At 65.5% G+C, this 14780-nt stretch carries 9 protein-coding genes and 5 pseudogenes; 5 read left to right on the forward strand and 9 right to left on the reverse strand.

Features of this window, described 5'->3' with window-relative positions:
- The first annotated feature begins 16 nt into the window (after positions 1-16).
- Positions 17-733, forward strand: a complete 717-nt coding sequence (locus tag K0H76_RS13090) for an HAD hydrolase-like protein (protein ID WP_258933278.1) — start codon at positions 17-19, stop codon at positions 731-733.
- A 461-nt stretch (positions 734-1194) separates the two neighbouring features.
- Here K0H76_RS13090 and K0H76_RS13095 read toward each other — a convergent pair whose 3' ends face one another.
- Positions 1195-1737, reverse strand: a complete 543-nt coding sequence (locus K0H76_RS13095) for an MFS transporter (RefSeq protein WP_258933279.1) — start codon at positions 1735-1737, stop codon at positions 1195-1197.
- Positions 1738-2183: 446 nt separating this feature from the next.
- Here K0H76_RS13095 and K0H76_RS13100 point away from each other — a divergent pair, with 446 nt between their 5' ends.
- The 4 genes and pseudogenes from K0H76_RS13100 to K0H76_RS13115 all read left to right on the forward strand — a co-directional run bounded on the left by K0H76_RS13100 (position 2184) and on the right by K0H76_RS13115 (position 6079).
- Positions 2184-2318: a hypothetical protein gene (locus K0H76_RS13100; protein ID WP_258933280.1), complete on the forward strand. Its 135-nt coding sequence runs from the start codon at positions 2184-2186 to the stop codon at positions 2316-2318.
- A complete protein-coding gene (locus K0H76_RS13105; RefSeq protein ID WP_258933281.1) occupies positions 2288-2509 on the forward strand; it encodes a TetR/AcrR family transcriptional regulator in 222 nt (73 codons plus the stop codon). The genes K0H76_RS13100 and K0H76_RS13105 overlap by 31 nt, the downstream gene beginning before the upstream one ends.
- Positions 2510-2822: 313 nt before the next feature.
- Positions 2823-3486 (forward strand): annotated as a pseudogene (locus tag K0H76_RS13110) (MBL fold metallo-hydrolase).
- Positions 3483-6079, forward strand: a pseudogene (locus tag K0H76_RS13115) (DUF3516 domain-containing protein). The pseudogenes K0H76_RS13110 and K0H76_RS13115 overlap by 4 nt, the downstream one beginning before the upstream one ends.
- A gap of 90 nt (positions 6080-6169) precedes the next feature.
- On the opposite strand, the gene K0H76_RS13120 reads toward K0H76_RS13115, so the two are convergent.
- The 8 genes and pseudogenes from K0H76_RS13120 to K0H76_RS13155 form a co-directional block, all read right to left on the reverse strand.
- Positions 6170-6637, reverse strand: a complete 468-nt coding sequence (locus tag K0H76_RS13120; protein WP_258933282.1) for a sterol carrier protein domain-containing protein — start codon at positions 6635-6637, stop codon at positions 6170-6172.
- Positions 6638-6748: 111 nt separating this feature from the next.
- Complete coding sequence (locus K0H76_RS13125; RefSeq protein WP_258933283.1) at positions 6749-7489, reverse strand: GNAT family N-acetyltransferase; 741 nt, start codon at positions 7487-7489, stop codon at positions 6749-6751.
- A 31-nt stretch (positions 7490-7520) separates the two neighbouring features.
- Positions 7521-9658, reverse strand: a pseudogene (uvrB, locus tag K0H76_RS13130) (excinuclease ABC subunit UvrB).
- Between the two features lie 6 nt (positions 9659-9664).
- A pseudogene (gene coaE / locus K0H76_RS13135) lies at positions 9665-10224 on the reverse strand (dephospho-CoA kinase).
- A gap of 44 nt (positions 10225-10268) precedes the next feature.
- Positions 10269-12384, reverse strand: a pseudogene (locus tag K0H76_RS13140) (MMPL family transporter).
- 96 nt (positions 12385-12480) lie between these two features.
- Positions 12481-12807 carry an N-acetyltransferase gene (locus tag K0H76_RS13145; RefSeq protein ID WP_258933284.1) on the reverse strand — a complete coding sequence of 109 codons (327 nt, stop codon included), beginning with the start codon at positions 12805-12807 and terminating at the stop codon, positions 12481-12483.
- 83 nt (positions 12808-12890) lie between these two features.
- The gene (locus K0H76_RS13150; RefSeq protein WP_258935410.1) at positions 12891-14138 is read right to left on the reverse strand and encodes a BCCT family transporter; all 1248 of its coding nucleotides are present in this window, start codon (positions 14136-14138) and stop codon (positions 12891-12893) included.
- Positions 14021-14746: a BCCT family transporter gene (locus K0H76_RS13155; protein ID WP_258933285.1), complete on the reverse strand. Its 726-nt coding sequence runs from the start codon at positions 14744-14746 to the stop codon at positions 14021-14023. The genes K0H76_RS13150 and K0H76_RS13155 overlap by 118 nt, the downstream gene beginning before the upstream one ends.
- Between the last annotated feature and the right edge of the window lie 34 nt (positions 14747-14780).

The following is a 14780-nucleotide window of genomic DNA, read 5'->3' on the forward strand; positions in this document are numbered from 1 at the left end:
TGAAAAGATGTGGCGGATGAGTGCTCCTGCTGTGATCTTTGACCTGGACGGCACACTGGTGGATCCTGCCGGTGCCATCACCGGAGGCATATCCGCCGCCCTGGAGGCGCACGGCATTCGGGTTCCGGACGAAGACCGGCTGAGGAGCTTCATCGGGCCGCCGCTTGCCACGAGCCTCAAAGCGCTTCCCGGAGTGACTGAGGAGCTGGTGCCCAAGCTCATCGAGCATTACCGGGAGGGCTACATGCGCGAAGGCATGGCAGCCTCCGAGGTCTACCCCGGCATCCGAGACCTTCTGAGCAGCCTGAGGGGCCAGGGCTGCGCCCTCGCCGTCGCCACATCGAAGCCCGGCCCACAGGCTGAGCGTCTGCTCGACATTCAGGGTCTGCGCGGCTCGGTCGACGCTGTCGCTTACTCAGATCCGGACGAGAGCGTTCCGCACACCTCCAAGGGCCCGATCATCGCCTCCGCTCTCCAGCAGCTGGGCCTTGCGAACACAGAAGCTTCGTTGCCGGGCCTGGTCATGGTCGGCGACCGGAAATTCGACGTGGAGGGGCAGCTCGCCATGGGATCCCCTGCATCGGGGTCACCTGGGGCTACGCACTCGACGGAGAGCTCGAAGGGGAGGGCGCCGCTGCGCTCGCGCACTCCGCAGAAGACCTTGCCGCTGAGATCCGGCACTTTACGACCTCTGCCGCGGCGCCCTCATCCTGAGCGCATGAAGATGGGCTGAACAGGGCCTCCCCGCACCGCTGTCCTCTGCAGGTCCTACTCCTGAGCATTCTGCGCGCCGACATCTCCTTGACGGAGGACTGCGATCTCTTGGGTGCGTGTGCTGATGGCCTTGGAGGAGCGAGCGCCGCGGAGAGGCCGGTCAATGCGGCCGCGCTTAAAGGCGAGCGCCGCGCAAGCGCTGTCGATGAGACTGCCCAGGAGGGCGCCCCGATCGCCTGCCCCAGCGCGAGCGTGAGGAATGAGAGCCCGACCCCGGAGGCAGGCTGCTGATGGTAGGTGCTGGCTGCGGTGATGAGCAGGAGGCCGGTGGTGGCGATGTACGCGGCTCCGAACAGGCCGGAGGCCGCCACGCTGAGGGCGACCATTTGGGGCGCTGAGCCGATCAGAGCCGTCGTGGCTGCGATGCACAGGCAGCTGACAGCCCATGCACGCGTGAGCCCGAGTCTGAAGGCAAGATCGCTAAGCGTACGCCCAGCAGTCCGCATGCTCCCAGCGCAGCCCATGCGAGCGTGGAGCTGATCTCTCCCTGGCCTCCGGTGTCGATGAGGACGTCGCGTCCGAATACCCAGACTGCCGCCGTTCCCATGCCGAGCATCCATGAGGTGACGAGCAGCTTCGTCGCGCCTTCGGGAAGAAGCGGGTCCGGCAGCATGTCCTGACCATGCGGCGCCGGCCGCCGTGCCAGCGGACCGCGACGGTGTATGTCTTCGCCTCGCGGGTGCGAGGAACGCTGAAGGCGGCCCACAGCGTGACGATCAGGGCTGCGAGGCTGAAGGCGAGCCACGCGCTCCGCCAGTGCTCGAGAGTCAGCAGGGCGACCGGGGCCGACAGTGCCACGCCGAGCCCGGTCCCTGAATTCACGATCGCCTGTGTGCGGTCGCGGCGAACGCGCGGCACACGCAGAGCAACCGCATGGGCGAGCGGCGGAGAGACGATGCCGGTGCTGAGCCCTCCCAGGGCGACTCCGAGGGTCAGCACGGCCGCGGAAGGCGCGAGCGCCACGAGCGCCATGCCGATGGTTGCCAGCGCTCCGGCCAAGACGGTGAGCCGCCACTGCCGAAGCGGGGGTGAGCATCATGGCCGGATAGATGGCAATGCAGTAGATGCCATAGCTGAGAGAGCCGATGAGTCCCACCTGCGTGGGATCGAGGCCGAACTCCGTGCGGAAGGCCGGGACGAAGAGACCATAGGCGAAGCGCGCGACGCCGTAGGAGACGGCGATGAGCGCCAGGCCTGCTCCTGCGAACTGGGAGGCTTGGCGGCGAGTCAGGACGTGGGGCGCGGCTGGGGACTGTTCGGTGACTGTCACGGGGCGACTCCGCTCATGGGCACTCCTAGAATTGGCGCGTGAGCTTTCTGCTCGGCTGAGCCGAAAGAGAAGATATACAGATCAGTAACCTGCTGGGCCGAAGCTACGGGTTACGGATCTGTTTAGTCAAGGAGTGCGCGTGGACCACCAGCCCATCGACCTGGACGGCCTGACCCCGGGGCTCGCACGATCCTCGATGTCGCCTCGCAGCTGTTCTACGAGCAGGGCATCCATTCGGTCGGTGTGGACACCATCGCCGCTGAAGCGAGGGTGACCAAGCCGATCCTGTACAAGAACTTCGGCAATAAGGACGGGCTGATCGCCGCTTACCTGCAGAACCGGCACCGGTGGTGGTGGCCCGAGCTCGAGGCCGCAATCGGCGAGGCGGACTCCCCCGAGCTCTCGCGCTCTTCGACGTCTACATGCAGGATGCCAAGACCATCACGCGCGGCTGCGCATATCTGAATGCCGCGGCCGAGCTGCCTGCGGACCACCCGGCATATCCCATGATCCGCTTAAGCACAAGCACGCGGTCTGCGAGCGCCTGAGGGAGCTCATCGAGGAGGACCTCCCGAGACCCCGAATGTTCAGCGCTTGGCTGACCACCTGTTTCTGCTGGCGGAGGGCGCGTTCGCTCACCACCGGATCTATGGGGGCAGCCTGCTCTCCGAGGCGCGGGAGATCGCGGCGGGCCTGCTGTCGTCCTGACCCAGCCGTCGACAGGATTCGACGCACCTCACTGGCGTGTCCATCGGCGGTGGCACATAGACTGAGCGGCATGCCCGCGGAAAGCTCCCTGATACACGACCTTCCTGCCGTGACGATTCGTCGCATCGCGGTCTCCGATATGAGCAACAATGTGTACCTGCTGACGGCCAAGAAGTCAGGCGTGCAGGTCCTCATCGACGCAGCGGACGACGCGCCGGCGATCAGGGAGCTCATGGGCCGCGCCGTCGGCGACACCCCTGCTCGCCCGGTGTGAAGGCGGTGCTCACCACGCATCAGCACTGGGATCACATCCGCGCGCTTCCGGAGTTCGACGTCGCCGGCGTCGAGCTTCTCGCAAACGAGCGCGACGCCGGCGAGATCGAGGCGCAGCAGGGTGTGGCGGTGGACCGTCTGCTGACACATGGAGAGACTGTGACCTTCGACGGGATCACGTTGGAGGTCATCCACCTGCGCGGTCACACGCCCGGCTCCCTGGCCTTCGCCCTGAACGTCGAGGATGGGCCCACGCACCTGTTCACGGGGATTCGCTCTTTCCCGGCGGCGTGGGCAAGACGTGGTCGGATGAGGACTTCGTGCAGCTGATCGATGATGTGGAGGCGCGGCTGTTCGCCGTCTACGAGGATGACAGTGTGGTCCATCCTGGTCACGGCGATCCCACGACGCTGGGCACCGAGCGTCCGCATCTGAGCGAGTGGAGGCGGCGGGGCTGGTGAGCGCACCGACGAAGCTCGAGAAGCTGTCCGACTCCTGGGCCGCCCCTGGGGCCGAGGAGCTGTTCGCAGCCTTTGAGGCGTGGGTCTCCTCGCAGGAGCTGAGCCTCTACCCGGCTCAGGAGGATGCGGTCGCGGAGCTGGCGGAGGGTCACCATGTGATCATGGCGACGCCGACGGGGTCGGGGAAGTCGCTGGTGGCGCTGGCGGCGCACTTCTTCGCACTGTCCCGGGGCGAGCGCAGCGTCTATACGGCGCCCATCAAGGCGCTGGTGTCTGAGAAGTTCTTCTCGCTGGTGGAGGTCTTCGGCGCGGAGAACGTCGGTATGGTCACCGGTGACTCGTCGGTGAACGCGGATGCGTCCATCATCTGCTGCACGGCAGAGATTCTCGCCAATGAGGCGCTTCGTGAGGGGCCTGCGGCGAACGTGGGCCCGGTGATCATGGATGAGTTCCATTTCTACGCGGACCCGCATCGCGGATGGGCGTGGCAGGTGCCCCTTGTTGAGCTTCCGCAGGCGCAGTTCCTGCTGATGTCGGCGACCCTCGGGGACACGTCGGGGTTTGAGAGACGCATCGCTGAGCATACGGGCCGCGATGTCGTCACCGTCTCTTCGGCCGCAAGGCCGGTGCCGCTGGACTACGAGTACTCGACCACCCCGCTGGTTCAGAAGCTGGAGCGGCTTGCTGAGACAGGAAAGGCTCCCGTGTATGCGGTGCATTTCTCGCAGCGTGCCGCTGCTGAGCAGGCCTCGGGGCTGATGAGCCTGAGCCTGCTCTCCAAGGATGAGCGGGAGCGGCTTGCCGAGCGCCTCTCTGGGTTCCGCTTCTCGAAGGGATATGGGAAGGATTTGGCGCGGCTGCTGAAGTCGGGGTGGGTGTCCACCACGCGGGCATGCTGCCGAAGTACCGCCGTCTGGTGGAGCAGCTCGCCCAGGAGGGCCTGCTGAAGGTCATTTCGGGCACTGACACCCTCGGCGTGGGGATCAACGTGCCGATCCGCACGGTCCTGATCACCGCCCTGTCGAAGTTCGACGGCGAGCGCGTGCGCCAGCTCAACGCCCGCGAGTTTCATCAGATCGCGGGCGGGCCGGTCGGGCCGGGTACGACACGGAGGGCACTGTGGTGGTGCAGGCGCCTGAGCATGTCATTGAGAATGAGGCTGCTCTTCGCAAGGCGCAGGCGAAGCACGCCGGGGACGAGGCCAAAGTGTCCCAGGCCATGAAGTCCAAGCCGAAGAAGAAGCCTCCGGAAGGCTTCGTCTCGTGGAGCGAGAAGACGTTCGAGAAGCTGACGGAGGCTCAGCCGGAGCCCATGGTCTCGCGCATGCAGGTGACCTACGCGATGGTGCTGCACCTGCTGAACCGCCCCGAGGACCCGATCGTGGCGATGCGGCGGCTGATCACCTCCTCAGATGAGTCGAAGGCCCGGCAGGCTCAGCTGCAGCGCCGGGCTCTGGAGATTCTGCGTGAGCTGCTGGCCGCGGGTGTGCTGGAGAAGTTCGACGAACCGGATGAGGACGGTCGGACTGTTGACCTCACGGTGGAGCTTCAGGACAACTTCGCGCTGAACCAGCCTCTTGCCCCCTTTGCGGTGGCAGCCCTTGAGCTGCTGGACCCGGAGTCGGAGACCTATGCGCTCGATGTCGTCAGCGTCATCGAGTCCATTCTCGACACTCCGTATCAGGTGACGGGTGCTCAGGTGAAGAAGCTCAAGGGCGAGCGGATCGCGGAGCTGAAGGCTGAGGGGTGGACTATACGGAGCGGATGCGGATCCTCGACGATATGACGCACCCGCAGCCGTTGGCGGAGCTGCTGACCCAGCAGTTCGAGGTGTACCGATCCTCCGCCCCGTGGGTGGCCGACCATGAGCTGGAGCCGAAGTCGGTCGTCCGGGACATGGTGGAGCGGGCGTTCACGTTCATCGACGCGATCAACTTCTACGGGCTGGCGCGCAGCGAGGGCGTGCTGCTGCGCTACCTCACCGACGCGTACAGGACCCTGCGGCAGACCGTTCCTCGGGAGAAGGTCAGCGAGGAGCTGGAGGATCTCACCGAATGGCTGGGCGAGCTCGTCCGCCAGACAGACTCCTCCCTCCTGGAGGAGTGGGAGCGCCTAGCGGCTAAGCGACGACCCGGCGCGGCTGGCCGAACTGGAGCGCAGGCAGCAGGAGGATGCTGAGTAAGCAGCGCCTTCGGGGGTCACCGCCAATGAGCGGGCCTTCACCGTCATGGTCCGCAACGCAATGTTCCGGCGGGCTGAGCTGTTCGCTCAGGAGAAGGAGCGCACGCTCGCGGAGCTGGAGCCTGCCGGCACTGAGTTTGCTTCCCGACCGGTGGGGCGAGGCTCTGGACGCGTTCTTCGGCGAGTACGAGGACGTCTATGTCGATGCCAAGGCTCGCGCGGCGGGCCTCTTCCGTGTGACGAAGGACCCAGCGGATGCTCCCGACGCCCAAGGCCGCTTCTGGCATGCCTCCCAGGTGCTGGATGACGACCAGTCCAACCATGATTGGGCCATCCACGCCTGGATCGACCTCAACGCCTCCGACGAGGCGGAGACCCCCGTGGTCAGGGTGTGGAGGGTCGGAGAGCTCTGATCCCACCGGGCTGCGGCCCTGTCCGGGGGCCGAGTGCTCAGAAGTGTGTGGCGCAGTGGGGCGCCGTGGGCAGGTCCATGACGGCAGAGATCAGGTCCAGGTCCGCAGGGGCCGCTTCGGCGCGTCCAGCACTGTGCATGGTGCGCACACTGACATCGCCCAGGTACATGGTGCCCAGGGTCTCAGCATCAGTGCGCAACAGAGGCCCGCTGTCCTGGTCCCCGCCACGGCAGCGACCTGAGCCGAGCCGCCGCGCACGATGACGCGCCAGCGGCCCGACGCGATGCCCAGCGCGTCCGCGACCTCGAGAGTGAAATCGCCGTCGGCGCTCCAGGCCCGATTCTCCAGGGCCTTCTGAACGTCCAGGACTCGCACCCAGAGCACATCGCTCTCCCGCGCAGCACGGCGGGCTCGAGGGTTGACGAGCGCCCATCTCAGCGGGTCCTCAGCGGGAGCGCCGTCCCAGCTGATCCGCTCCACCATATCCATGGCAGACAGGTGCCGGATGAGTTCGATCTGCGACTCAGCATCCACCGCGATGAGGTCGCTGATACGCATCGTGAACGGCTCCTCATCCCACCCCTGAAGGTGAACACGGCGTACCCGCCGATGCGGCCGTCATCCTTGACGTGAATGATGGCCCGGGCACCGCGCCACGGGGTGGTGATGTCATCGGGGTCCACTCCCCGTCCCGTAGCGGCGGTGGTCCGGCAGCCTACCCACCGATCCGCGGGTGACGGCGTGGTGCCCGGCGAAGACTTCATCGATGACGTCGCCCAGCTTGGAGGGGTCGGCCGTGAGCACCCGACCGGAGGGCTGGCCGCGGAGCCCGAACGCTTCTCCGGCGCGGCTGACGTTGATCCGCACCTGATGCTCCCGGGTGGCGGGCCCGAATCCGAAGCGTCCGTAGATGCTGCCCTCAGAGGCGGTCAGCAGCGCCACAGCCTTTCCGTCCTCGACCGCGGCGGCGAGCCTACTGGTCATCAGATGTTTCAGGATGCCTCGCCGCCGGTATGAGGCGTCCACCGTCACCCCGGTGATGAGGAACGCGTCGATCAGCTGCGGCCCGCCGGCGTTGAGCGTCTTGTCGAAATCGATGAATGTGCCCACGGGGTGCTCGGAGCCGTAGGTGAGCTGCTCGTGGGCTTCGCCCCAGTGCTCCAGCGACGCGCTGCCCGGGTCCACGTAGACGCCGGTGATGCGCTGCCCGTCCCCGACGAGCACCTGCTCCTGCAGCCTCATCCGTTCGTCGGTGGGGGTCGCTTCGTAGAAGCCGAGCGCAACAGCTCGATGGAATGCTCCGGTCCCCGCGTCCGGGTTCCCGTCTGCGTCCAGGGCGGGAGCGAAGGTTCTGGCAGTCAGCCCCTCCGCCAGCGGAGTGACCTGCGGAGGCTGCGATGCGATGCTCACATCCATACTCTAGCGGAGCCTCCGCTGCCCATCACTGGTTGGCCTGCATGGCTCGGAGCTCCTTCTTCAGATCCCCGATCTCGTCGCGGAGCCGGGCCGCCACCTCGAAGTTCAGCTCCTCGGCAGCGTTGTGCATCTGTGCTGAGAGCTGCTCGATGAGCTCTGCGGTGTCCTTGGCCGGAGTGTTGGAGATCGCGGACTCCTTCGCTCCGCCGGGCTGGTCAGAATCCGCACCGTCGTCATCCTTCTGGAAGCCGGTCCACCCGCGGTGGCCCTTGCCGTACTTGAAGCCCGTAGCGAGCCCGCCCATGCCCTGCAGCAGGTCAGCGGTGTCCGCGTCCTCCCTGGCAAGGAGATCTGTGATGTCCGCGATCTGCTTCTTCAGCGGCGTGGGATCGATGCCGTGCTCTTCGTTGTACGCGATCTGCTTCTCCCGCCGCCGATCCGTCTCGTCGATCGCGCGCCGCATCGAGTCTGTGATCCGATCGGCGTACATATGCACCTGACCGGACACGTTGCGGGCGGCTCGGCCGATCGTCTGGATCAGCGAGGTCGTGGAGCGCAGGAAGCCCTCCTTGTCCGCATCGAGAATGGCCACCAGAGAGACCTCCGGGAGGTCCAGTCCCTCACGCAGAAGGTTGATGCCGACGACGACGTCGTATGTTCCCTTCCGCAGCTCACGAAGAATCTCCACACGCTTGAGCGTGTCAACATCCGAGTGCAGATACTCGACCCTGATGCTGTGCTCCAGGAGGTACTCCGTGAGGTCCTCGGCCATCCGTTTGGTCAGCGTCGTGACGAGGACGCGCTCATTCCGGGCCGAGCGCGCCTTGATCTCGCCCAGCAGGTCATCGATCTGGCCCTTGGTCGGCTTCACCACCACTTCGGGGTCCACAAGCCCGGTGGGACGAATGATCTGCTCCACCACACCGTCGGACTGCCCCAGCTCATAGTTCCCAGGGGTGGCGGAGAGATAGACGGTCTGCCCGATCCGTTCGAGGAACTCATCCCACTTCAGCGGCCGGTTGTCCATCGCCGAGGGCAGGCGGAAGCCGTGCTCGACCAGGGTGCGCTTGCGGGACATGTCACCTTCGTACATGCCGCCGATCTGCGGAATGGTCACATGGGACTCATCCACGATGAGCAGGAAGTCGTCGGGGAAATAGTCCAGCAGACAGTGCGGTGCGGTGCCGGAGCCGCGGCCGTCGATATGCCGCGAGTAGTTCTCGATGCCGTTGCAGAACCCCATCTGCTGCATCATCTCCAGGTCATAGGTGGTGCGCATGCGCAGCCGCTGCGCCTCCAGGAGCTTGTTCTGCGCCTCGAGCTCAGCCAGCCGGTCCCGCAGCTCGTCCTCAATCCGGGTGATGGCTGCCGCCATGCGCTCGTCTCCGGCCACGTAGTGGGAGGCGGGGAAGATGTACATCTCCTCCTCCTCGCGCACCACAGTCCCAGTCAGCGGGTGGAGAGTGTGGATCGCTTCGATCTCGTCGCCGAAGAATTCGATGCGCACCGCAAGCTCCTCATACATCGGGATGATCTCAACGGTGTCGCCGCGCACACGGAAGGTTCCCGGTGGAAGTCGGTGTCGTTGCGCACGTACTGCATCCCCACGAAGCGGCGCAGCAGTTCGTCGCGCTCGATCTGCTGCCCACGCTTCAGAGCAACCATCTGGGCGATGTACTCCTCCGGAGTCCCCAGACCATAGATGCACGAGACGGTGGCGACGACCACAGCGTCGCGGCGGGTCAGCAGGGCGTTGGTCGCTGAGTGCCGCAGCCTCTCCACCTCGTCGTTGACGGAGGAGTCCTTCTCAATGAACGTGTCCGTCTGAGGGACGTACGCCTCGGGCTGGTAGTAGTCGTAGTAGGAGACGAAGTATTCGACGGCGTTGTGCGGGAGGAGCTCGCGGAACTCGTTGGCCAGCTGGGCGGCCAAGGTCTTGTTCTGGACCATGATGAGCGTAGGCCGCTGCACCTTCTCGATCAGCCACGCAGCCGTCGCCGACTTGCCCGTGCCGGTGGCGCCCATGAGGGTGATGTCCTTCTCGCCGCCCTCGACCCGCTCAGCCAGCTCCTCGATAGCCTTGGGCTGATCGCCGGAGGGCTGATAGGGACTCTCAACCTTGAACGGCGCGACGGTGCGGCTGATCTTCGGGGCTAAAGACATAGGGGATCAACGCTCCAGTCCGACGAAAAATTCGTCCACCTGCTGATGAAGCTCCTCCAGGGTTCCCGAGTTGTCGAGAACGACGTCGGCGGCGGCGACGCGCTGAGCATCCGTGGCCTGCGCTGCGATGCGACGCTCAGCCTCCTCCGGCTCCATGGAACGGTCTTCGACCAGGCGCCGCATCCGCTCAGCATGGGGGCGGTGACGACGACGACTGTGTCGAAGCGATCCTGCTGCCCGCCCTCCACCAGCAGTGGGATGTCTTCGACCACTACGCTGCTTACCGGGGCAGCCTCGCGCTGCAGCTGTGCCTCATGCCGGACGCGCGGGTGGATGATCGCGTTGAGGCTCATGCGCGCGTCCTCATCGTTGAAGACCACCTGCGCCAGCGCCGCACGATCAAGCGCGCCCTCCTCAGTCAGCACACCGCGGCCGAACGTCTTCACGATCTCTGCCAGCCCCTCAGTGCCCGGCTCCACTACCTGACGCGAGAGCAGATCAGCGTCGATGAGGATCGCTCCATGCTCGACGAGCCGGTCCGCGACCGCGGACTTTCCGGATGCGATCCCCGGTCAGACCCACACTCACACTCTTGGACATGCTCCCGAGTCTACGGCCCCGCTGCGCCTGAGCGGCTTCGTGACAGCTGCGACGGCCACCAGATGCGGCGCCCAATATCGGCGCACAGGGCCGGGACCTGCAGCGTCCGGACCACGAACGTGTCGATCGCCACGCCCAATGCGACCAGGAAGGCCAGCTGCACCATGAACATCAGAGGCAGCACGGCAAGCGCCGCAAACGTGGCGGCCAGCACCACACCTGCAGACGTGATCACCCCACCGGTGACCACCAGGGATCGAAGCACGCCCTCCGAGGCCCCATGCTTCGGCGTCTCCTCCCGCGCTCTGGTCATGAGGAAGATGTTGTAGTCCACTCCCAGCGCCACCAGGAACATGAATCCGTACAGCGGAACGGTGGGATCGGCGCCGGGGAAGTCGAAGACATGGTTGAACACCAGCGCCGAGATGCCCAGGGCAGCCAGATACGAGAGCACCGTGGTGACGACCAGAATCACAGGCGTCACTATCGAACGGAACAGCAGGATGAGGATGAGCGTCACTGCCAGCAGGACGCTGGGCACAATGACCGTCAGGTCCCGCTGCGCCGTCTCGTTGGTGTCGAGCTGCGTAGCGGTCGTTCCGCCCACCAGAGCCTCCTGGTCGAGCTGCTCGAGCTCGCCGCGCAGCGCACTGACCGTCTGCTCCGCCTCAGGCGAGTCCCCGGGCTGCTCAGCGTGGCCGAGATCTGCACCCAACCGTCGACCTCCTGGGCCTGCTCCGCATCCTGGGCGGGTGCTTGGCCCTCAGCAAGCAGCTGAGCCGACGCGACGCCGTCGGTGTCCTGCACAGCATCGAGGGCAGCCTCTGCCTCACCGCTGCGCACGAAGACGTTGGTCGGCGCGCCTGTTCCTGCGTCGAAGTGCTCCTCCAGAAGCTCCTGGCCGGACTTCGTCTCGGTCTCTCCCAGAACCACTTCGGACTGAGCGATCCCATCCGCTCGCAGCTGGCCCACGCCCGCGGCGGCCAGCAGAAGCAGAAGCGTCACGGTGACCCAGATGACGCGCGGACTGCGCCTGACCAGTGAGGCCGCGCGGCTCCACAGCTTGTACTGACCGGCCGATCCCTCCGCTGTCGCGTGCGGCGTCTTGGGCCAGAACGCCGGACGGCCGAGGAGGGCAAGCATGGCAGGAAGGAACGTCAGCGTCGCGGCCATGGAGAAGACGATGCCGGTGGCCGCCACGGGACCGAGGGCTCGGTTGGAGTTCAGGTCTGACAGCAGCAGGCACAGCAATGCAGCGGCGACAGTGCCTCCTGAGGCCAGGATGGGCGGTGCCGAGCGTCGCACAGCTGTCCAGAGGGCGCCGAACCGGTCGCTCCTGCTCGCCAGCTCTTCGCGGTAGCGGGCCACCAGAAGCAGGGAGTAGTCGGTCGCGGCGCCGATGACCAGAATCGACAGGATCCCTGCACCTGGCCGTTGAGCTGAATCCACCCTGCGTCCGCCATGAAGTAGATGACCGTGATCGCCGCGCACAGCGCGCCCACGGAGGAGAGGAGCACCAGAATCGGCAGAAGGGCCGATCGGTAGACGCTGACCAGGATGATGAACACCGCCACCACCGCGACGAGCAGCAGCAGGCCGTCGACCCCCGCGAATGCCTCAGACAGGTCGGCCGACAGTGCTGCGGGCCCGGTGACGTATGCGTCCCAGTCCTGCTCGGGCAGCTCGCTGCTGATGAGCTCACGCAGCTCGGTCAGCGCACCCTCCTCTGCGGCGACCTCGTCCAGGAGGACGGTCAGCTGTACCGCCTCACCGTCTTCGGAAGGCTGCGGCGGCGTCACCTCGATCACGCCCTCAAGGTCGGATGCGGATTCACCGGCAGCCTGCATCTCCGCCGTCAGGTCCTCCGTCAGCTCGCCGTCGACCGGGGCTGCGATGACCGTGGCGGGGACCGCATCGTCATCCCCGAAGCGCTCCTGAAGCTCGAGGGCCTGGGTCGACTCCGCATCAGCGGGGAGGAAGGTGGCCTGGTCGTTGGTGGTGACTTCGGAGATCGCCCCGAACGTCTGGCCGCCCCACGCAGTCCACGCGAGCCACAGGAGCGTCAGAACTGCGGGGATGAGGACACGGACAGGGGTGCGTCGGGAGCTTTGCGTGGAGGCAGTCATCGTAGAGAACAGAGTACTGCCTGCGAGAGAGACTCAATCCGGCTGCGCAGCGGCGGCTCGCGGACGCACGTGCGGACCAGGTGATGCGAGGCGTCGTCAGAGCGAGAGCTCTTTGCGACGCTCCTCGGGGACAAGCTCTGCGTGCTCCGGGTTCTTACGAATGAAGGACTGCACCATGGGGCAGCGCGGTATCACGGCCAAGCCGCTCTCGGCGGCGCGTTCGAGCGCCCCGCCGACGAGTCGGCTGCCCACTCCCCTGCCCTGATAGGAATCCTCGACCTGAGTGTGGACGAAGGCTCGGAGCCTGTCGCCCAGATCCTGGTACTCCAGGAAGTAAGCGGTCTCTCCGTCCATGAGCAGGACGTACCGCTCCTGGTCGGGCTGATCCTTCACCTCGTGCGCATCATCCGGCTGCGAACTCATGGATCCTGTATAGCACCACGCCTCAGAACGCACCAGGGGTCCGGGCCGAACGGCTCGGCACGGACCCCGGTGCGCGGCACTGATCAGATGTGGGGAGGACGCTCTCCTGGAGCGGGCTGCCCGGTGGTGGGGTCGATCCTGATGTTCTCACCGGTGCGCAGTCGGTACTCCTGAACGAGCTCCGGCTGCTCCGCGTGATCGACCTCCGGGGCGTTCTCGGGCTCCGTGCCGGCGGCGTAGTCCGGGGCCACGACAGCCTCAGCCAGCTCAGGGTCGCCCTCCTCCATGCGTCGCTCGTACTCCTCCGGCGGGAGCGTCTTGAGCCAGCGCCGCGACGGCAGGTGGCTCACCTCGCCGGCGTCCTCCCTCATGGCCCGGTTCAGGCTGTACATCATGAAGAACGCGAGCACGAAGAACGGCAGCCCGAAGACCAGAGCCACGTCGCGAAGAACTTCGACACCGCCCTCACCGGTGAAGACGATCAGCACTGCCGCCACAACGCCGATGTAGATGGCCCAGATGGCGCGCTGGTGAGGCGCGGTGGTGCCCTTCGGCCGTCCGTCGCCGTCGTAGCCGTTGCACATGTCATCCAGCACCAGGGAGGCGGAGTCCAGGGACGTGATGAAGAAGACGCCCACCAGCATGATGGCGATGGCACTGGTGAGTGTGGCGAGCGGGTAATGCTCCAGCAGCGCGAACATCGATGTTTCGGCACCGGCATCGACCACACCCTCGACGAGCCCGCCCTCTCCGAAGAACTCGATGTCGAAGACAGCCGTGGCCCACGTGCCGAACCAGATGATGCTGAACAGCGTGGGAAGCGCCAGAACTCCGGCGACGAACTGCCGGACGCTGCGACCCCGGGAGATGCGGGCGATGAAGATCCCGACGAAGGGCGCCCATGAAATGGTCCAGCCCCAGTAGAAGATGGTCCAGTCCTGCTGCCATCCGCTGTCCGCGAGAGTGTCGTTCCAGAACATGACTTCGGGCAGGATGCTGACGTAGATTCCTGCGGCCTCGACCATGCCGCGCAGAAGGAAGATCGTCGGCCCGGTGATGATGACGAAGAGCAGCAGCAGCACACTCGTGCCGATGTTGAAGTTCGACAGCACCTTGATGCCCCGGTCAATGCCGACCACGGCAGAGATCGTGGCGATGACGGTGACGGTGCCGATGATCACCACGAAGGCCCACCACACATCTGGCAGGCCGGTCAGCTCCGCGAGACCGGCGTGGACCTGGGTGGTCCTGAGGCCGATGGACATGCCGATGCCGAAGATGGTGCCGACGATCGCGAAGATGTCGATTCCCTTGCCCACGGGACCGTGAATGCCGTCGCCGAGAATTGGCTGGAAGAGGGATGAGACGCGAGGGGAAGATTGCGTTTGTAGATGAAGTACGCGAACGCGAGCCCCGGGAGGGCGAAGATCGTCCAGGTGTGCAGTCCGAAGTGGTAGAGGGTGAAGCCCACCGCCTCTCGGGCTGCCTCCTCGGTGTAGCCCTCGATGCCCATCTCCGCGCCTCGCGGCGGGGTGTCGAAGTGGAAGGCAGGCTCCGCAACGGCCCAGAACATGAGAATGGTGCCGATGCTTACTGCGAAGAGCATCCCGAACCACGCCAGATCCGAGTGCTGCGGCTTCTCCTCATCGGCGCCCAGCTTCAGACGCCCGAACCGACTCACGCCGATGTAGATGAGGAAGAGCAGGAATATGGAGACGCCCAGGATGAAGAACCATCCGAAGTTCTCGAAGATCCACGTCGCCGCGGTACCCCAGGTCTCCCCATCTGATCCGGAATGATGAGCGTGACTGCGACGAACGCCAACATAATGATCGACGAGGAGAAGAACAGAAGAGGGTTTGTCCGCAGTCGAAGCAGGTCGTGGACCTTGTGAAGCATTATGACCTTTCGGTATGTACCTAGCACTCAGTCCGAGCACCTGTGCGATTCAGCTCTGAACGAATCTCCACATT

This window comes from Nesterenkonia pannonica (assembly GCF_019575955.1).
In the GTDB taxonomy this organism is placed as follows: Bacteria; Actinomycetota; Actinomycetes; order Actinomycetales; family Micrococcaceae; genus Nesterenkonia; species Nesterenkonia pannonica.

Excerpts from the sequence above, each read along its gene's own strand:
- K0H76_RS13120 (WP_258933282.1), bottom strand. The coding sequence starts at position 6,637 with ATGCGTATCAGCGACCTCATCGCGGTGGATGCTGAGTCGCAGATCGAA.
- K0H76_RS13090 (WP_258933278.1), top strand. The coding sequence starts at position 17 with ATGAGTGCTCCTGCTGTGATCTTTGACCTGGACGGCACACTGGTGGAT.
- K0H76_RS13145 (WP_258933284.1), bottom strand. The coding sequence starts at position 12,807 with ATGAGTTCGCAGCCGGATGATGCGCACGAGGTGAAGGATCAGCCCGAC.